The sequence below is a fragment of the Pseudothermotoga sp. genome (assembly GCA_025060105.1).
Lineage (GTDB): Bacteria > Thermotogota > Thermotogae > Thermotogales > DSM-5069 > Pseudothermotoga_A.
The window spans coordinates 196,974-215,413 of sequence record JANXCS010000004.1 but is presented as its reverse complement, the minus strand read 5'-3'; the positions used below and the strand labels follow the sequence as shown (position 1 = coordinate 215,413).

Genomic DNA, 18,440 nt, shown 5'->3' with positions numbered 1-18,440 from the left:
GCGATCATGAACGGTGACAAATCCGCGTTGATAGAGTTCTTGATGAGAGATCCCAGAACAAATTCTCTCGAGCAGGCTGAAGGTGTGATTGAGGAAATACTGGGCTTGGAGGAGAATCAAAAAATGAGACTACATTACGAGAAAGGCATGAAACTGTGATATACTCCTTTTAAGATTGCTAGAAAGGAGGAGTTGAGATGAGAAAGCTCATCGTTTTGACTGTCGTACTCTTTTCTGTACTAGCCTTGGCAGGAGTCAACCTCGATGTCTTTGGAGGTTATCACTTCACACTCAGTGCTAGTCCAACTGTTGGAGCAAGCATAACTTACTTGAGCTTTGGCTTGCAACTAGCGTATGAGGTTACTCAAGGCGTTCAAATTGGCGGAGGTGTGGGTCTGGCATACTTCCTTCCAGATGCGACGACCGCAACAGCGTTCTTAGGTGCGGCAAGTTCAACGCAGTACACGCTTGACTTCATCGTGAGTGCTAAGTATTTCATACCGATCAATGATTTTTCTGCCGTCATGGTTAGAGGCTACGGTGGACTATCCATACCTGGCTTCAAAGAATTCAACAAACTCGGCTACATAGTTGGAGCAGGTGTGTTCTACGTCTTCGATATGGTAGATTTCAATGTTGGCCTCGGTGCTAGTATTGAGATGAGAACTTACAAGAGTTCTACGATCACCTCAATTCCGGTGGGAGTCATAGCGAGCGTAAGGTTCTAAGGTAAAATGAAAGCCCCGGTTTTTGACCGGGGCTTAATTATGGTCAGGAATCACTTAACAACCTTAACATGAGCAGCCTGGGGACCTTTAGGACCTTCTTGAATTTCAAACTCGACTTCCTGACCTTCCTTGAGGGTTTTGAAGCCTTCCATTTCCACAGCTGACCAGTGGACGAAGACGTCTCCACCCTCCTTCTTGGTTATAAAACCGTACCCCTTTTTGGGGTCAAACCACTTAACAGTACCTCTCATGACACAACTCCTCCTCACCGAAAAACTGCCCTTTTGGGGCTTAGCTCAATTATACACCCCATGGCTGGAAAAAGTAAAGATCAAACTGATAGCATCAAGTTCGCTATGGTGAAGTATATCCATATGCCCATTAGGTCCACGATCGTCGTCAACAAAGGCCCCGCCATGATGGCAGGATCGATCTTCATGGCTTTCGCAATGAAGGGTAAAGAAGCTCCTATTATGTTCGAAATCACGACCACTACGAACAGAGCTGTAGAAACAGCGAGCATGATCTGCGTTACTCTGGTGATGAAAATGGCGCGCAACAAAACGGTTATTGCCAAAATGAATGCTAATATGGCGCCAATGAGCAATTCTCTGAGAATAACCCTCCACCAATCTTTCTGTTCGATCTCTCCGAGCGCCATTCCCCTTATCACGAGTGCAGATATCTGTGAACCGATGTTTCCTCCTGTATCGACCATTGCAGGCATGAACGCAGCGATGATAGGCAGTGTGGCAAGCAATGCTTCGAATTTCGCTATGATACCACTGCTCAAAGTACCCAACAACAACAGCGCCACGAGCCACGGTAAACGATTGACAGAAAACTGCCAGACAGAAGTGTGAAAGTATGGTTGTTCAGTAGTGACGATGGAACTCATCTTCTGAATATCTTCAGTCGCCTCTTCGTCTATGACATCCACGACGTCGTCTATGGTGATGATACCTACGAGTCTTTGTTCACTGTCAACAACAGGAACAACGAACAAGTCGTATTTTCTCATGATCTGAGCCACTTCTTCTTGGTCCGTGGTCGCATAAACGTAGATGGGTTGATCGTCCATCACTTGTTCTACGAGCGCGTCTGGATCAGAGAAGATCAAATCTTCGAGTCTCACCACACCCAGAAGTTTTCTTTGTCGATCTATGACTGGCATCAAATAGATCGTTTCCTTGTCCTTGCCCTCCTTCCTGATCTTCTCTAAAGCTTCCTTCACGACAGTGTCTGGGTACAACTCGACACATTTTGGGGTCGTCAAACGGCCAGCTGAATTCTCAGGATAGTTGAGCAAAGACAAGGTTTCTCTTCTTTCCTCGGGGGTCAAATAAGACAGAAGTTTGTTAACAACATTTGCAGGCATTTCTTCGAGTAATTCTGCGCGGTCATCTGGACTCATGGAAGAAATGATCTCTCTCAGCTTTTCTTCTTTGAACAGTTCTATGAGTGCGATCTGATCGTCTGGTTCCAATTCACTGAAGACTATCGCAGCTTGATCTTTTGGAAGTAAACGAAAAACGACAATTTTTTCATCTGGGGGCAACTCTTCAATCATTTCGAGTATGTCTGCAGGTTCTTGTTGAGAAAGGATCATCTTCAACGTGCGAAAATCTCCTCTTTCAATGAAATTTTTGATGTCCAGTTTCACCCTAACCTTCATCGGATCACCTCCAGACACGATTTATGGCGGTAAACTCAGAGAACTACTGGTACCTTCCAAGGAACTTCACCTCCTCAAAAAAGACTTCTTCAAACTTATTTTACGTTTTGGACCACCAGCTGGTGCTGTTTGAAAATTGAAGATATGCGAATGAAAGAGTTAAGAGTTTTGTAAAAGTGAAATCGGTTTGCATCGGCTGTGAGTTACTGATGAGTAACATTAAAGAAAATAACATTGCACTTTCGTGCATATGTGGTAAAATACAAAATGTAAAAATATACTGAATCTATTTGAAAGGAGTGATCTTTTTGAAGAGATTCCTCATTCCATCTTTGATCACCGCTCTTTCGTTGGTCTTGATAGTGTTCATGTATGGTAACAGTGCGAGCAAGGTTCATAGGGATGGAACGTTCGTCGCAGCTTCTCAGGGAGACAAGTACGGTTACGTTGTGGTGACTTTAACTATCGAAAATGATAAGATCAAGAACGTGGCGATCAAGGAATTCGATGGTTTCGGTGTAGAAAAACTCTACGATGTTTATGGCGCATACTTTCCAATATTGAAGCAAGCTCACGAAACACTAGCAAAACGCATAGTTGAAGCAAACAGTTGGCAAGTGGACGTGTTCACTGGAGCAACTGGTACTTCTAAGAAAGTGATGGAGGCCGTCAAGTTCGCTCTTGAAAAAGCCAAGGTTGAACCGTCCCAGACAAAGTATTTGAGTGGAACTTTCATGGGCGTTTCTGACTTCACAGCCAGAGGTCATGCGGTCGCTTGGGTCACGATCGAGAACGACAAGATAATTAAAGTGGTCTTCGAGGAAACGACGCCTTCTCTCAAAGATGGTAAACCTGTTTTGGATGCAGCTGGTAGACAGGTGTGGGTTTTCAAAGGTGGAGATTATCCCTGGCCAGAATTTCATCAGGCCAAGGAAGCCATAGCCAAGGCCATCATTGAGAAACAAACGTATCAAGTGGATGTCTATACGGGAGCCACATCCAGTTCCAACAAATTCATTCAGGCTGTACAGAGAGCTCTAGAATGGGCAAAGGCACGTCAATGAGTGAGAAATGAATCTGAATCTTGAGTGGGGCGCTGGAAGCGCCCCTTTCGTTTTATACTTGAACTGGAGGTGGCGAAATATGCCGATTTACAGATACATTTGTCCCAAATGTGGAGAAGAACAAACCTTCTTGATGCGCATGAATGAAGAAAATCCCAAGTGTCCAAAGTGTGATGTGGAGATGGAAAAACAAATTCCCCGGGTTCAATTGAAGGGGACAGCTGGTTCATGTAACGTTAGTTGCTCTTCTTGCTCTGGTTGTTTTTCGCGCTCTTGAGGGTGGGGTGTTTTCGATGATGAAAGTTTCTCACCGTGATCTGGCTTACAAATGTCAGTATCTGCCGAAATTCAAAACGACCGAGGAAATAGAACCGGCGCATGGATTCATAGGACAAGATCGCGCACGGAAGGCAGTCGAACAAGCTTTAGAAATAAAGGAGAAAGGTTTCAACGTTTTTGTGGTGGGATTGCCGGGTACTGGAAGGAGGAGTTTCGTTACATCTTATCTGCAGTACGTAGCTGCGTCGATGCAAACGCCAAAAGATTGGATATACGTGTACAACTTCTCCAACCCATCGGAACCTGAGGCGATTTCTTTGGAACCTGGCAGGGGTAGGACTTTCAAGCAAGATATGCAACAGCTCATCGACGAAGTGATGGATGCTTTGGAAAAGATATTCGAGAGCGAGGAATATGGGAGGAAAAAATCTGAGCTTGAAGATGAATACATACAGAAGAGAACGAAGCTTTGGGAAGAACTGAAGCAAAAAGCCACGGAACTAGGTTTCGCAGTTCAGGTGACTCCAACAGGTGTGGTGAGCGTGCCTGTTTACGATGGAAAACCTGTCACACCTGAGGTTTTCGAATCTCTGCCAGAAGAGATACGACAAGTTTTCAACGAGAACAGTCGAAAGCTGAAGCTCATCGTGGAGGGTACACTTTACAAATCGCGTAAACTCGACAGAGAGTACAGAGAGAAGCTCATGGCCCTCGACAAAGAAGCCGCCCTGTTCACGATCGGCGCGATGTTCGAGGAATTGAAGAGTCAATACGAATCGAACTCGCTCATTTTGAGATATCTAGCGAACGTCCAAAACGACATACTTGAGAATCTAACACAGCTGCGCAGTGAGGATCAAGAAGTTCGTCAAGCTTTCAAGAAGAGATACTCAGTCAACCTCGTTGTAGACAACTCCGCTACGGTGGGTGCACCGGTCGTATTCGAGAGAAACCCCACCTATGCCAATCTCGCGGGAAAAGTTGAGTATTACAGTAAGAGCGGGATGCTTTTTACTGATTTCACGATGATCAAGCCTGGAGCTTTCCACCGTGCAAACGGAGGTTTCCTCATATTGGAGGCGGAGAACGTCTTGAGATATCCTTACGCTTGGGAATACGTTAAAAGATGCCTCATGACGGAACAAATAGTGGTGGAGAATTTGGAATCTGCCCTCGGTCTGTCGAGCATCGTTTCTCTCAGGCCTCAGCCTATACCGTTGAATGTTAAAGTCTTTCTCATATGCTCACCGAGACTCTACTATTTGCTTCACATTTACGATGAGGATGCAGAAAAATTGTTCAGAATAAAAAGCGAGTTCGATTGGGAAATGGAGGCAAACGAGGAAAATGTGAGAAAGTACTTGGGCTTCATCTCTTCCACTTGCTGTAGATTGGACACACCCCACTTGGAGAGGGCTGCAGTGGAAAAGGTGCTTTGGTATTCATCGAGGCTCGCAGGTGATAAAACGAAGCTTTCCGTCAGATTCGGTGAGATAAGCAGTCTCGTGAGAGAAGCGTGTAATATCGCTATCAAAGAGGGTTCAAAAGTGGTAAAAAAAGAACACGTCGATGAGGCGATGAAACAACGTGAAGAGAGGGTAAGTTTGCTACAAACCAAATACGATGAACACATTAAAACCCGAGACTTGATGATCGAAACCGAAGGAACTCGAGTGGGACAAGTCAATGGTCTCACGGTGATAGATTTGAAAGATCATTCTTTCGGCGTTCCGGTGAAAATAACCGCGAAGGTTCACTTGGGCGAAGGCGGAGTTATAGATATACAAAGAGAAGTCGATCTGAGTGGTAACATCCATAACAAGGCTGTACTGACTATAGAGGGTTTCTTCAGAGAAAGATATTCTAAGCACGTTCGCCTAAGTCTCAACGCAACTTTGAGCTTCGAACAAGTGTACAGCATCGTGGAGGGAGACAGCGCTTCTATCGCGGAAGTTCTAGCGTTGATTTCAGCCATTGCGAATGTGCCTCTGAGACAGGATATAGCCGTCACTGGTTCTATGAACCAGCACGGTGAAGTACAGCCAGTCGGTGGTGTTACTGAAAAAGTTGAAGGATTTTACAGAGCTTGTAAATTGCGCGGATTTACGGGAACTCAAGGTGTCGTCATTCCAAAATCGAATCTGAAGAATTTGATTTTGAAAGATGAAATTTTAGAGAGCATCAAAAAGGGAGAATTTCATATTTGGGCTATAGAACACATAGATCAAGCCATAGAACTCTTCACAGGCAAAAAAGCTGGAGAGATGACCAAAGATGGTACGTTCGAGAAAGACTCGGTGAACTACCTGGTGGTTCAAGCTTTGAAGCAAGCAAGAAAGGCTGAGCAGGAGAGCACGAAAATGAAACGAAGGCGTAGAAAAAAATCCTAGCCTTTCAGGCGCTTTTCTAGGTTCATTTCGGCGATCGATTTCTGTAGATACATCGGCTCAACTTGGTGCGGTTCAAGCACCAAGTTTTTTTCGAAGTTTCTCAGAGTTTCTTTGAGTAACAATTCGCCTCTAAGGACTTCCAATTCACTGGGTACCACTTCACCGTAATTCTTGAAAAAGTCCTTCGCATCCCCAACGAATATGGGATTTTCCAGAGTGGAAACCGTTTCGATGGCTTCTTGAACGCTGAGTATTTTGGGAGCCACCGTTTCTTCACCTTTTCTATAGCAAGAAAAATAGACAAAGCCCTCTCGAGCGTGCTTCACGACGACTATGTCTCCAACATGATAGATGAAATTCATAGCCAGTATTTTTGAAGAAACTACTGGGACGATCTTCTTTTTGAATGCACACGCTATACCCTGAACGGTGGCGATACCTATCCTTAAACCAGTCAAACTGCCAGGTCCTATGCCGCACGCCAACACGTCTACTTCTTCGAAATTTATACTCGCAAGCTTGGAGAAAGATTCTATCATCGGTGCGAGTTTTACGATGTGCCTTGATTCACCAGAGTATGAGGCAGAGTACGTATTTTTGTTATCACAGTAAGCGAGACAGATCTGTTCGGTGGATGTGTCGAGCGCGAAGATTTTCATCTCAACATCTCCTCAAGAAGGAATTTCACATCTTCGGGAGAATCGATCCTTGCGAAGAAAAATCGGTTCGATCTGTACTGCTTGAACAATCTTCCATCAACACCAATGAACACAGAGCCATTTGCTTCCACCAGATTCAGTCGGTCATCTACCTCTTTCAGAAAGCGAGAGAAGCTTTCTTCAATTAAGCACCCGTCGAAAGCTATCATCGCTATCTTTCCATCCAAAGAGAGATGTTGTTTGAGAATTTCTATCTCTAAGTCGTTGAGCCGTCTGCTTTCAGCGAAACTCGTTTTTTTCGGAAGGGGCAAGATCACAATTTTCTGTGCTGGAACTTTTTTGAAGTATCTGTTGTTCAGTTCGATGTGAATCCCAACAGTTTTGGAAACTTCTGAGAGCCATTTGTTGATTTTGGGTTCATCGTTGTCGTGACTGACGTCCAGAAGCATAGTTTCTCCTACGATTTGTGTTGTGCCTCTCCAACCTAATAAGCCGTTGATATCGATGCGAACATCGATGAGACCAGAGGTCAAATCACTGTAAGTTTTGTTGAAAGTGAGTTTGCTTCTTGGCTCCATTTTGGTCGTAAATGTTTCACACTTGTTGGCGACAGTAATTTTTATTTCGGCTTCGGTTGCCTCATTAGAAATGTTGACCAGATCAAAGGAAAGGTTCAGCGTTTTTGGCTGGTTCGTGATCCTCACGTTGAGTGGGTAAATATCCAGCTTTCTGAGCCATATGGGTGAAGAAACGATCCTGTCTCCATCCTTTTGAACGGCGAAAACGAAGTACCACTCGTTGATGTCTGGTGTGACCAACTCTATCTCGACCTCAAAGTAAGGTTTTTGCACTGTCCATTCTGTTACTGTGCCGCTCTCGGAAATGAGGTACAGTTTTTCAAAAGGTTCATCGTCTTCACAGCGAATAGCGAGTTTACAACGTTCGCGCGCCATCACGATCGAACCCATGGGGAAGGAATCGCACGAAAACCAGAGTTTCGCATCTTTATCTTCGGAAGCGTAAGTACGTCTGTTCCACAGAGCTTCGAGTACCGATTCGAAAGTCAATTTATCTGTCAGTATGACTGTGCGTGTATCGTTCGAAGATCCCCAGTTACCCTTGTGGTTATCCTGCCCTGCCGTAGCGCCGAGATGCCAGCCTTTTTTCAACGCCAGAATATAATTGGATAACATTTCGTCGCTCATCGTTCGACCTCGCCAGCTTCCGTTGCCAACTTCGATCAGGTTGATGTATTCGTCTACTTTTGGATCGTAATCAAAATCGTAGAAAGTTCCGAACGTGGCGATGGGATGGTTGAACTGCGCGAGGGCCTTGTTCTTAATGATCCAGCCGTACAGTTCATTCAAATTGTACGTTCTATCTATCCACTCGTCCGTACAATAAACGTTGATGTGACCAACTCCTCCAGTCCATTCAAAACCCCACAGCGCCAAGAACCGATCATCTTCCGATGCTGTCAGCGCAGATTGTTTGATGAGACTCAACTTATCTTTGCCGTTCAATTTTTGTGAGAAGTATTCCGCGTGATCTGTTATTGCTTGAATTTGAACGTAGCTTTTTGCATGTTTGAAAGCTTCTTCGGGTGTACCTGTTCCATCCGAATAGGATGTGTGAGCATGGAGATTTGCAAAATAGAATCGATATCCAAAACCCAAAGTAACTGTCACTAGTAGAACAGTTAAGAACAATTTTCGCACGTTATCACCTCAAAACTTCCTTGAGAAATCTTCCTGTGTGTGACGTTTCTACCTTTGCAACTTCTTCAGGAGTGCCACAGGCCACCAGGAATCCCCCATCGTCGCCACCTTCTGGTCCAAGATCGATCACGTAGTCTGCGTTCTTTATGACATCGAGGTTGTGCTCGATGACTATCACGGTGTTTCCCTTGTCGACCAACTTGTGAAGCACACCTATCAACCTTTTGACATCCTCAAAATGGAGGCCAACGGTTGGTTCGTCCAATATGTATAAGGTCTTACCAGTGGCTACCTTTCTCAGTTCAGAAGCGAGTTTTATTCTCTGCGCTTCTCCACCAGACAGCGTCGTTGCCGCTTGACCCAGTTTTATATACCCCAACCCCACCTCGTTGAGTAAGCTCAGCGTTCGACGAATGGTAGGTACATTTTTGAAAAACTCCAAAGCTTCCTCCACCGACATTTCGAGCACCTCGTATATGTTCTTCCCTTTGTATCTGACTTGAAGCGTTTCTTCGTTGTATCTTTTGCCTTTGCAAACATCACATTCAACGTAAACGTCTGGTAAGAATAGCATCTCGATCTTGACCAAGCCGTGTCCCTGACAAGCTTCACATCTTCCACCTTTCAAGTTGAAACTGAACCTGCTTTTGTTGTAACCCTTCGCTTTCGCTTCCGGAGTCATTGCGAATAGTTCTCTTATATCGTCAAAAACTTTCGTGTAAGTGGCCGGATTACTGCGGGGAGTTCTACCTATGGGTGATTGATCTATTGCGATGATCTTGTCTATGTTCTCCAAGCCTTCTATTCTGTCGTGTTCTCCAACGGGTAGCTTGGTCTTGTAAATCGAATTCATGATCGCGGGATACAGTGTATCTATGACGAGCGAAGACTTTCCCGATCCCGAAACTCCCGTGATACATATGAATGTGCCGAGTGGAAACTTGACGGTGATGTTCTTCAGGTTGTTGTGCCTCGCACCCACCACAGTCAAGAACTTCCCATTTCCCTTCCTCCGAGTAACTGGGTATTCTATCTTCCTCATGCCCGATAGATATTGCCCAGTTAAAGACCCGTCTGGGTTCTCGATCAGATGCTTAACGGTTCCAGTGAAGATCACTTTTCCCCCGCGATCTCCACCGTACGGGCCGAGATCGACTATGTAGTCGGCGTTCTTTATGATTTCTTCGTCGTGTTCGACGACTATAACGGTGTTACCAAGATCTTTCAATTTCTTGAGTGTGTTGATCAATCTCAAGTTGTCGCGCTGGTGCAAACCGATCGTGGGTTCGTCGAGTACGTATGTGACTCCCGTCAGCCCAGAGCCAATTTGAGTTGCGAGCCTGATCCTTTGAGCTTCCCCACCAGATAAGGTGTTGACTGGCCGAGAAAGGGTCAGATATCCCAAGCCAACGTCGATCATGAATTGTAGTCTTTTTCTGATCTCCGTCAGAAGATCGCCAACGATTTTGATTTCTCTCTCAGACAAAGAATTTTGTAAATCTTCGAAGAATTTGTGAGCTTTGTCTATAGTCAAATTCGTCACATCGATTATGTTGAGACCCCTGATGGTGACGGCGAGCGCCTCAGGCTTGAGCCTTTTACCGTTACAAACAGGACAGATCCTTTGTACGATGAAATTCTTTTCTATCCATTCTTTCACGTCTTGCGAGGCGGTCTGCTCATAGCGTCTTTCGACGTAATTGACTGCACCTTCGAAATCTGCATAACCATAGAGAAGAGCATCTTGAACAACTGATGGCAGTTCTCTGAATGGAACTTTGGTGGAAGCACCAAACAGTTTCACAATTTTGCTCACGATGGAAAGATAATACTCACTCTCACCGAAGGGTAAAAGTGCTCCTTCTTCTATACTCAAGTTCTCGTTCACAACGAGTGAAGGGTCTATCTGGAGGTTGTAACCCAATCCATGACAATTCGGGCAGGCACCGTAAGGGTTATTGAACGAAAAGAGTTTTGGATTTATCTCTGGAAGGCCTATACCACAGACAGGGCACATCATGTGCTCACTGAAAAGGAGGTTTTCGTTCGTATCGGCATTCTTGATTTCCACAAAACCGTTGCTCTCTCTGAACGCGATCTCTATATCGTCTGCGATCCTGTGTTTCTCGTTCTCAGATAGTATCAATCTATCGATGACGAGTTTTATCGTGTGTCGCTTGTTCTTGTCCAATTCGCCCACTTCTTCGATTCGAAAAATCTGTCCATCGATTTCAACACGAACAAATCCTTTAGAAGCGAGTGTTTGTAACTCTTTCTTGAATGTACCTTTCTTATCGATCGCGATGGGTGCAAGTACGTAGACGCGTGACGAAGCTGAAAACTTTGAAAAAACGTCTTTGACGATTTCGTCTATACTCTTCTTTTCAACGGGTCTACCGCAGGAAGGACAGTGTGGTTCGCCTATTTTTGCGAACAAGACCCTCAAATGGTCATAAACCTCCGTCGTTGTGCCCACCGTAGACCTCGGATTGTGTGATGCGCTTTTTTGATCTATCGCTATGGCTGGGGAAAGACCTTCGATAGAGTCTACGTCAGGTTTTTTGAGCTCCCCCAGAAACTGTCTCGCGTAGGCTGAGAGCGATTCTAAGTATCTCCTTTGGCCTTCAGCGTATATCGTGTCCATGGCGAGGGATGACTTTCCTGAACCTGACAATCCAGTTATAACCGTGATGGTGTTCTTCGGTATTTCCACGTCTATGTTTTTCAAGTTGTGTACTTTTGCACCTTTTATTCTGATGGAATTCAAAACTTTTTGACACCTCCGCACCAAATATCAATTATGATCCATGCGCGACAAGATCTCATTGAAGCTACTTGAAAATTGTTTTAAGTATGGAGTTCTTTACGATCGAAAACAATGAAAAAACCCCCTGTGACACAGGGGGTTATCTTTGGAGCGGGCGACGGGTTTCGAACCCGCGACCTTCTGCTTGGCAAGCAGACGCTCTACCGCTGAGCTACGCCCGCAATTTGGTGCGAGAGGTGGGACTTGAACCCACACGGACTCATCGCCCACTGGATTCTAAGTCCAGCGCGTCTGCCAGTTCCGCCACTCTCGCCCTGGTGACCCGCCTGGGACTCGAACCCAGGACCCCCTGATTAAAAGTCAGGTGCTCTGCCTGCTGAGCTAGCGGGTCAACCAGTCGACAGTGCAAGTACAATCTTATCACAGGACCTTGGGTCTTTCAAGAGGTGAAAAGGTCCGTCAAATCTTTTGCAACTTTTCAACCAATTGCCTCATCACTTCACTCTCATTGGTCTTCTTTGTGAAGCCGTGAACACCGAGCAAATTGTATTTCTTCTTCAAAGACCTCGAGACATCTTCAGGTTTAGTCACTTCCGAAACGGTCACGAGTAATATTTTCGATGGACCGAAATGTTCAATGAAAGTCCGTGCAGCTGGTGTGATTGATCCGGCCCAGATGGGTGTGATCAGAACGAATCGATCAGCGTTGAGCTCTTCTTCAATTTCGATCTTCGTTCGCCTTCCAGTCAAAGCGTAGAAACCTGCCTTCATGAAACCAAGAAAGCCAGACCAATTCACATCATCGTACAACCTGACAGCGCGAAAACCTGTCGTTTCAGCGATCTTTTTTGCTATTCTCTCGCAAGTTCCACTTCTCGTGAAATACACTATCATCCATTCCATAGCTTTCACCAAAGAGATTATACAAAAAGCTTTCAAACTTGGTGGAGTAAGTTGAAACGAATCAAACACCGTTCTTGACAGTTCTACAGTTCTTTCTGCAAAGTTTTTCGTCAAAAACTTCAGATGATACCACCTAGAAAGTGATTCGGATTGAAATACAGTGTTTGTCGAGTAACATCGCCATTTTCCTCAGTTTTTTGGATCGACCATCGAATCTGATAGCATCATCGATCATCAAATAAACTTTTTGAGCAACTCGTTGTATCAGAGGACAGACAACAATGAAATCAGCATCGTCCAGATCCATTTTTGGTTGAACCATTCAGCGTTCGTAAGCTCTATCGTCTGGAAATCTTTTCAAAAACCAGCGTTTCTAATCAAGATGGTTTTTTATTATCCTCTCACTCCCGTTGGATCGGACCAGCTCGAGATCATTCTTGGTTCAGTTTGTACTGAATTGACTCGGCAACATGTTTGTACTCGACATTTTGTGAATTTTCTAGATCAGCGATAGTCCTTGCGACCTTCAAGATTTTGTCTATCGATCTAGCTGACAAATTGTACTTCGAAACTGTGAGCTTCAAAAGTTGTTCTGTTTTCTCATCGACTTTGATGAACTTCTTGATCAATTTAGAGTTGAGCTGGGAGTTCGTTGAGATTTTGACATCTTTATATCTTCTCTTTTGGATCTCTCTCGCTCTGCAAACACGCTCTCTTATCTTCACACTGCTCTCGGAGGAATCCTTTGAAAAGTACTCTTCTGGATCTATCCTTCCTACATGAACGAGTATGTCAATCCTGTCCAGTATAGGTCCAGAAATTTTCTTGTTGTACCTGATGATGTCGTAAGGCGAACAGTTGCAAACGGTTTTCGGATCACCGTAGTTTCCACACGGGCAGGGATTCATTGCTGCGATGAGCATGAAACGGGCAGGATAAGTCACAGTTACCTTGGCCCTCGCGACCGTCACAGAGCCTTCTTCGAGGGGTTGTCTGAGAGCCTCTATAACGTCTCTGCGAAACTCAGGTAATTCATCTAGAAAAAGCACACCGTTGTGTGCAAGACTTATTTCACCCGGTCTCGCGTCGTTCCCTCCACCTATGATGGCCACACTCGATGCGGTGTGGTGTGGTGCACGAAAAGGGCGTTTGAGTTTTTCAAAATCGATTTGACCCACCGCACTGTAAACCATCAAGGTTTCCAAAGCTTCCTCCTCAGATAAGGGTGGCAATATCGTGCAGATCCTTTTTGCAAGCATGGTTTTACCTGCCCCAGGGCTTCCCTTCATCAGCACGTTATGTGCGCCTGCGGCAGCGATTTCCAAGGCACGTTTAGCGAGAGTCTGACCTTTCACATCGGAGAAATCGAGATCTTCATCGTAGGAGAATGGCGGAAGTCCTTCGAACTCAACAGGTTCATGGACGATCATTCCGTTGATGAACTCAACGACCTGTTTCACGTGGTCAAAACAGTAAATCTTTAGATTTTTCACCATTTTGGCTTCCACTTCGTTTTCTTTTGGAACGATTATAGGCTTTGAGAATCCACCCATTGAGAGCTGTAATAACATGGTGAGCACGCCCTTGACCTTTCTGATTCTACCGTCGAGCGATAGCTCTCCGATGCAAAGAAAGTCAAACTTTTTTAGATGTCCACAAGCTTGCAGAACGCCCATCGCTATCGGTAGGTCCAGAGAAGTACCTTCTTTTTTAAGATCCGCAGGTGCCAAATTGACGATGATCCTTCCGTGTGGAAAATCGAACCCAGAATTTTTCAAAGCGCTCTTGATCCTCTTCTTGCTCTCTTTCACTGCGGTGTCCCCAAGTCCAACGATGTCCACATCGTGTATGACACTTCTTCTGTCGATATCCACTTCTACTTCGACTGGAAAGACATTCAAACCAACGAGTGTTGCAGAAGAGAGCTTTGCAGGCATTGAAATCCTCCTTCACCAAAGAGGAATTCTCGCTGGTAGAAGGTGAGAGACGATGAACCCTACCGCAATACCAGCGAAGGCTTCGAGCCAGGTGTGGCCCAAATCTTCCCTGACGTAGGGTCTCAAGTTGACCGCGTCCGACACGACAACCATGAGCAAAGCTACGGCAACTGCCGTGATGGGAGATGCGTAGCCTAGACATCTTCCAAGTGTGAATGCGAGTCCAGCCATAGCTGCCGCATGACCTGACGGCATACCACCGTATTTTTTGAAAGCCTTAAAATTTCGATGTGTGACGATCTTTATGAGCTGCGCAACCAGAAAAGAAAGAACTGTCGCAACCAACGGCGTATTTTTCAGAAGATCAAGCATGGAAGAGAAAATGGACAACGTCTCCCTCCCTGATCAAATAATCCTTACCGTGTGATTTAACCGCGCCTGCTTCACGTGCTTCCTTGAAGGAAGAATAGTGAACCAGTTCTTCGAAAGGAATCACTTCAGCTTTTATGAATCCCCTTTGGATATCCGAATGGATCATCCCTGCCGCATCGTACGCCGATGTTCCTTCAGGGATCAACCAGCTCCTCGCTTCATTTTTTGTTGCGGTGAGGAAGCATATGAGCTTTAGGGCGCGTTTGATCTGTGTCAAGAACCTTTTCTTAAGGTTCTCTCTGAATCCATAAGCTGAGAGTAATTCCATCGCTTCTTCGGCCGAGAGTTCTCTCGCCTCGAACTCCAACTGAGCATTAACCGCGAGAAAAGCAGAGGATCTTTCGTTCGCCATTCGCTCAACGATTCTGTCCAAGCCGTTTTCTAGTCCCCAATCGTCGACGTTCGCAACGTACACGATCGGTTTTTCTGTGAGGAGAAACAAGGAATCCAAAATAGATTGTTCTTGTTGATTCCTCTGAAGGGTTCTTGCGAGTTTGCCAGCTCCAAGATGTGCTCTCAATTGTTCGAGAAAGTGAAGCTCAAATCGCGCGTGTTCTTCCCCAGCCTTAGCTTGTTTGGAGATCTTTTCGATCCTTTTGTTCACTGTCTCTAGATCTTTCAGTATCAATTCGACCTCCACTATTTCGATGTCCCTCGCAGGATCGATACTGCCCATGGGGTGGGAGACATCGTCGATTTTGAAACAACGAACAACATGAAAAATCAGATCCACTTTGCTTATATGATCGAGGAACTGATTACCCAATCCTTCCCCTTTGCTCGCCCCTTTCACTAAACCGGCGATATCGACGATGTGAAAAAAAGGATGAACTTGCTGTTTGGAACCTTCCATCCGAGCGAGCTTTGTCAATCTCTCATCCTCAACGGCGAGTATTCCTACGTTGGGATCTATCGTGCAGAATGGGTACTTTTCTGCTGGGACACTTTGATCCGTCAGTGCGTTAAAAAGCGTTGACTTTCCACTGTTTGGGAGGCCAACTATGCCTGCCTTTTTCATGTTTTTACCTCTTTCGTCTTGCTGTACTGATTGAAGTAGTTCAGTTTCAAGTTAGCCAAGACCGCTTCGAGTTCTCTTTTGAGATCTTCTTCCAGATCATCCTCAATCGCTTTCAAAACCGCATCGAGTACATCGATGCCCATCCTGGCCTCTTTGAGATCTTGTCTCAGTTCACCGTATTCGTCTCTCGTGAGGCCCAATCTTGCCCAACAGCGACCAGCAATGGTGTTGAAGAAAAGAACTATCAACTCTTGCATGGAAAGTTTTACAACTTCTTTCTCCTCGTTCTGCACCTTCTCACCTCCCGCTCCTTTCAAAAACGGAGAGAAAGATTCTACTCGTCTCCTCATCTATGTTGCAAAGCCTTATGAGTTTCAAGCAAGTATTTTGCCTCTCTGTGAGGAAATCCGTTATGGCCTTAAAAAAGACCTCGGCACACTGATCCTTCGGAAAACCGAAAATACCGCTACTTATAGCCGGAATACTGATCGAAGTTACACTCATTTGCTCCGCCTTTTTCAAAATGTTCTGAACGGTTCTGTAGAGTTTTTCGTGTTCGTTCCCCTCACCCCATCTGGGACCGACAGCGTGAAAAATGTATTTCGCTCTCAGTTTTCCTGCTTTAGTGACTGCTACCTCTGAAACTGGAACTGGTCCATTCTTTTTCACATATTCGTCGCTTTCCTTTTGTATTTCTTCCCCACCTGCGCGGACTATCGCGCCGGCCACGCCTCCACCGTGTTTCAAATGAGAGTTAGCGGCGTTCACTATGACCTCGGTGTCCTGTTTCGTGATATCATCTTGAACGATTTCGATCGTTGTGCTGAAAAATTTGAAACTCGCTAAAAGCATGAGTTCACCTCATTCATAGATGATCTCGTAAGTTAGATCTGCGGATTTTTTCAACATACCAGAGACGCTACAATACTTCTCCTGTGAAAGCTGGACAGCCTTTTCAACCTGTTCTTTGAGTGGTTGGTTTTTGAATTTGAAGATATACTTCAAATGGATCTTCGTGTACACTTTTGGATGATCTTGCGCGCGATCCGCTGAAACTTCCATTCTAAAACTTTCCACCTCGTCGATCACTTTCATTTTGGAAAGTATCGAGATCACATCAATACCGGTACAACCTGTGAGTGCTGCGAGTACGAGTTCCATCGGACTTGGTCCTGCGGATAAGCCTCCGTTTTCTTTCTTCGCATCCATCAAAATTTGCCTGTTTGAATCTGTGTAAGCAAGAAATGCCATCTTACCAAGCCATTCTGTTCTCAATCGAAGCACCTCCTGTATAATAATAACAAACGAAATTCGAAGGGGGTGTAGAGAATGAAACGAGTTCTCATACTAACGCTACTCGTAGTGGTTGTATCTTCGATGCTTTGCTCCCAGCTCAACGTGGCAGTTTTAGGTGAAGTGAGGTCTTTGAATCCCTTTTTGGTAAAATCTTCCGCTGAGCGCATCGTCGTTGGTTATCTTTATGAGACGCTTTTGACGGAACGTTCTGGTCAAATCGTGGGAGCTTTAGCTCAAGACTTCCAGGTGGACTTTTCGAACAACAGTTTGATCTTGAGGTTGAGAGACAGAAAATTCCACAACGGTTCACCCGTTACGGCCGACGATGTGGTTTTCTCGTTCAATTACATCCTTCAAAAGAGACTCCCACTCGGTCCGATCCTTGCTTACCTGACAGGTGCTGAGAAAATGGACGAGAAAACCGTGAAGCTCACTTTCAGAACGATGAACGTTTCGATGCTCTCTTTTGCACCCATGGCGATACCGATCATCCCGAAAGCTGTCTGGGAAAAGATCGAAAAACCACTGGAATTCCCGAACATTGAAAGACCAATCGGTAGCGGTTTACTCGCTTTCGAAAAATTGACTCCACAGAGTGTTGTTTTAAAGTTTTTCAAAGATCATCCAGATGCACCCCAGTATTTGCAAACCGTAGTTTTTCATACGGTCCAAGATGAGACCATGGGATTTTTGGGATTAGTGAAGGGTGACTACGATTATCTTTTCTGGAATCTTGATCCAGAGTTGGCTAAACAGGTCATGGAGAATCCCACCAAGTATCCCAACGTGAAGGTTGCTCTCATCGAGGGTGGCGTGGTGAACGTAGTGATGTTCAATCACAGAAAAGCCCCGATGAACGATGTGAATTTCCGAAAGGCTGTACTCCATGCTTTAAACTACGTAGAGCTCGTAGAAAAAGTTTACGGTGGTCTTGCAGACATCGCATCACTTGGACTGATACCGAAAAGAGCGAAGGTCGTGTACGATGAAAGTGTGGGGACTGTTCAACAGAATCTACCGCTGGCCAAGGAATTCTTGAAGAAGAGTAACTACGATGGGAGAAAACTGACGCTTTTGGTTTCTTCCGATAGGAGATCGATGGATACAGCTGAGTATATCAAACTCTATCTGAAAAACGTCGGTATTGAGGTTGAATTGGATGTTCAAGGGCCAGAAGGTTTGACGACGAAGTTGAAAAAGGCTGACTTCGATCTGGCACTGCACGCTTACAATCTTGGGAGCCATCCAGAAATGGCATTCTACCATCTACATTCATCTAGAGGTACGATGAAGGATGGTCAAGTGACGGGGTTCAATTACGGCGGTGTGAGTATTAAGGAGCTCGATTCGGCACTTGAATCTATATGGATGGCATTCTCTGAAAATGAGCGCATTCAAGCTTTTAAGAATTTACAAAAACTCATTGCAGAATTCGTCCCCGTTGTGCCTATACTTGTGCCTGTGGATATAGAAGCCTACAGTGTTAAGAACTTCACAGGTTGGATTGTTTCACCAACGGAAGGTGTGATGAATGTAGAATCGTTGAAATCGCTTAAACCTGTAAGGTGACATTC

At 45.1% G+C, this 18,440-nt stretch carries 17 protein-coding genes and 3 tRNA genes; 4 read left to right on the top strand and 16 right to left on the bottom strand.

Annotation, left to right across the window (positions count from 1 at the left end):
• The first annotated feature begins 197 nt into the window (after window positions 1-197).
• Entirely contained in the window at window positions 198-728 is a 531-nt protein-coding gene (locus NZ875_05795) for a hypothetical protein (GenBank protein ID MCS7175247.1), read from the top strand.
• Between the two features lie 50 nt (window positions 729-778).
• Here NZ875_05795 and NZ875_05790 read toward each other — a convergent pair whose 3' ends face one another.
• Both NZ875_05790 and mgtE read right to left on the bottom strand, forming a co-directional pair.
• Window positions 779-979: a cold-shock protein gene (locus NZ875_05790; GenBank protein MCS7175246.1), complete on the bottom strand. Its 201-nt coding sequence runs from the start codon at window positions 977-979 to the stop codon at window positions 779-781.
• 80 nt (window positions 980-1,059) lie between these two features.
• Window positions 1,060-2,403: a magnesium transporter gene (gene mgtE / locus NZ875_05785; GenBank protein MCS7175245.1), complete on the bottom strand. Its 1,344-nt coding sequence runs from the start codon at window positions 2,401-2,403 to the stop codon at window positions 1,060-1,062.
• A gap of 308 nt (window positions 2,404-2,711) precedes the next feature.
• On the opposite strand from mgtE, the gene NZ875_05780 reads away from it, so the two are divergent.
• Both NZ875_05780 and NZ875_05775 read left to right on the top strand, forming a co-directional pair.
• Entirely contained in the window at window positions 2,712-3,467 is a 756-nt protein-coding gene (locus NZ875_05780) for an FMN-binding protein (GenBank protein ID MCS7175244.1), read from the top strand.
• A gap of 293 nt (window positions 3,468-3,760) precedes the next feature.
• Window positions 3,761-6,136 (top strand): AAA family ATPase, encoded by a 2,376-nt coding sequence (locus NZ875_05775; protein ID MCS7175243.1) that lies wholly within the window; start codon window positions 3,761-3,763, stop codon window positions 6,134-6,136.
• Here NZ875_05775 and tsaB read toward each other — a convergent pair.
• From tsaB to NZ875_05705, 14 genes are all read right to left on the bottom strand, one after another.
• On the bottom strand, window positions 6,133-6,795 hold the full coding sequence (gene tsaB / locus NZ875_05770; protein MCS7175242.1) for a tRNA (adenosine(37)-N6)-threonylcarbamoyltransferase complex dimerization subunit type 1 TsaB: 663 nt from the start codon (window positions 6,793-6,795) through the stop codon (window positions 6,133-6,135). The genes NZ875_05775 and tsaB overlap by 4 nt on opposite strands.
• Window positions 6,792-8,513, bottom strand: coding sequence for a CehA/McbA family metallohydrolase (locus NZ875_05765; protein MCS7175241.1), 1,722 nt, complete (start codon window positions 8,511-8,513; stop codon window positions 6,792-6,794). Before NZ875_05765 ends, tsaB begins: the two co-directional genes overlap by 4 nt.
• A gap of 4 nt (window positions 8,514-8,517) precedes the next feature.
• Window positions 8,518-11,280, bottom strand: coding sequence for an excinuclease ABC subunit UvrA (gene uvrA, locus NZ875_05760; GenBank protein ID MCS7175240.1), 2,763 nt, complete (start codon window positions 11,278-11,280; stop codon window positions 8,518-8,520).
• Window positions 11,281-11,426: 146 nt separating this feature from the next.
• A tRNA-Gly gene (locus tag NZ875_05755) sits at window positions 11,427-11,501 on the bottom strand.
• 4 nt (window positions 11,502-11,505) lie between these two features.
• Window positions 11,506-11,593 (bottom strand) — tRNA-Leu (locus NZ875_05750).
• A 2-nt stretch (window positions 11,594-11,595) separates the two neighbouring features.
• Window positions 11,596-11,671 (bottom strand) — tRNA-Lys (locus tag NZ875_05745).
• Window positions 11,672-11,739: 68 nt separating this feature from the next.
• Entirely contained in the window at window positions 11,740-12,297 is a 558-nt protein-coding gene (locus tag NZ875_05740) for a hypothetical protein (protein MCS7175239.1), read from the bottom strand.
• A gap of 19 nt (window positions 12,298-12,316) precedes the next feature.
• Window positions 12,317-12,505, bottom strand: a complete 189-nt coding sequence (locus tag NZ875_05735) for a hypothetical protein (protein MCS7175238.1) — start codon at window positions 12,503-12,505, stop codon at window positions 12,317-12,319.
• A gap of 109 nt (window positions 12,506-12,614) precedes the next feature.
• Window positions 12,615-14,120 (bottom strand): YifB family Mg chelatase-like AAA ATPase, encoded by a 1,506-nt coding sequence (locus NZ875_05730; protein ID MCS7175237.1) that lies wholly within the window; start codon window positions 14,118-14,120, stop codon window positions 12,615-12,617.
• 12 nt (window positions 14,121-14,132) lie between these two features.
• Window positions 14,133-14,492, bottom strand: a complete 360-nt coding sequence (locus NZ875_05725) for a divergent PAP2 family protein (protein MCS7175236.1) — start codon at window positions 14,490-14,492, stop codon at window positions 14,133-14,135.
• Window positions 14,485-15,570 carry a redox-regulated ATPase YchF gene (ychF, locus tag NZ875_05720; GenBank protein MCS7175235.1) on the bottom strand — a complete coding sequence of 362 codons (1,086 nt, stop codon included), beginning with the start codon at window positions 15,568-15,570 and terminating at the stop codon, window positions 14,485-14,487. The genes NZ875_05725 and ychF overlap by 8 nt, the downstream gene beginning before the upstream one ends.
• Complete coding sequence (locus tag NZ875_05715) at window positions 15,567-15,863, bottom strand: DUF1844 domain-containing protein (GenBank protein ID MCS7175234.1); 297 nt, start codon at window positions 15,861-15,863, stop codon at window positions 15,567-15,569. The genes ychF and NZ875_05715 overlap by 4 nt, the downstream gene beginning before the upstream one ends.
• Before the next feature lie 4 nt (window positions 15,864-15,867).
• Window positions 15,868-16,422: a macro domain-containing protein gene (locus tag NZ875_05710; GenBank protein ID MCS7175233.1), complete on the bottom strand. Its 555-nt coding sequence runs from the start codon at window positions 16,420-16,422 to the stop codon at window positions 15,868-15,870.
• A 9-nt stretch (window positions 16,423-16,431) separates the two neighbouring features.
• Window positions 16,432-16,845: an OsmC family protein gene (locus NZ875_05705; protein MCS7175232.1), complete on the bottom strand. Its 414-nt coding sequence runs from the start codon at window positions 16,843-16,845 to the stop codon at window positions 16,432-16,434.
• A gap of 54 nt (window positions 16,846-16,899) precedes the next feature.
• On the opposite strand from NZ875_05705, the gene NZ875_05700 reads away from it, so the two are divergent.
• Window positions 16,900-18,435 (top strand): ABC transporter substrate-binding protein, encoded by a 1,536-nt coding sequence (locus tag NZ875_05700; protein MCS7175231.1) that lies wholly within the window; start codon window positions 16,900-16,902, stop codon window positions 18,433-18,435.
• Window positions 18,436-18,440: the final 5 nt, after the last annotated feature.

Excerpts from the sequence above, each read along its gene's own strand:
- tsaB (MCS7175242.1), bottom strand. The coding sequence starts at position 6,795 with ATGAAAATCTTCGCGCTCGACACATCCACCGAACAGATCTGTCTCGCT.
- mgtE (MCS7175245.1), bottom strand. The coding sequence starts at position 2,403 with ATGAAGGTTAGGGTGAAACTGGACATCAAAAATTTCATTGAAAGAGGA.
- NZ875_05700 (MCS7175231.1), top strand. The coding sequence starts at position 16,900 with ATGAAACGAGTTCTCATACTAACGCTACTCGTAGTGGTTGTATCTTCG.
- NZ875_05775 (MCS7175243.1), top strand. The coding sequence starts at position 3,761 with ATGATGAAAGTTTCTCACCGTGATCTGGCTTACAAATGTCAGTATCTG.
- NZ875_05795 (MCS7175247.1), top strand. The coding sequence starts at position 198 with ATGAGAAAGCTCATCGTTTTGACTGTCGTACTCTTTTCTGTACTAGCC.
- ychF (MCS7175235.1), bottom strand. The coding sequence starts at position 15,570 with ATGAAAAAGGCAGGCATAGTTGGCCTCCCAAACAGTGGAAAGTCAACG.
- NZ875_05710 (MCS7175233.1), bottom strand. The coding sequence starts at position 16,422 with ATGCTTTTAGCGAGTTTCAAATTTTTCAGCACAACGATCGAAATCGTT.
- NZ875_05790 (MCS7175246.1), bottom strand. The coding sequence starts at position 979 with ATGAGAGGTACTGTTAAGTGGTTTGACCCCAAAAAGGGGTACGGTTTT.
- NZ875_05730 (MCS7175237.1), bottom strand. The coding sequence starts at position 14,120 with ATGCCTGCAAAGCTCTCTTCTGCAACACTCGTTGGTTTGAATGTCTTT.
- NZ875_05725 (MCS7175236.1), bottom strand. The coding sequence starts at position 14,492 with ATGCTTGATCTTCTGAAAAATACGCCGTTGGTTGCGACAGTTCTTTCT.
- NZ875_05735 (MCS7175238.1), bottom strand. The coding sequence starts at position 12,505 with ATGGTTCAACCAAAAATGGATCTGGACGATGCTGATTTCATTGTTGTC.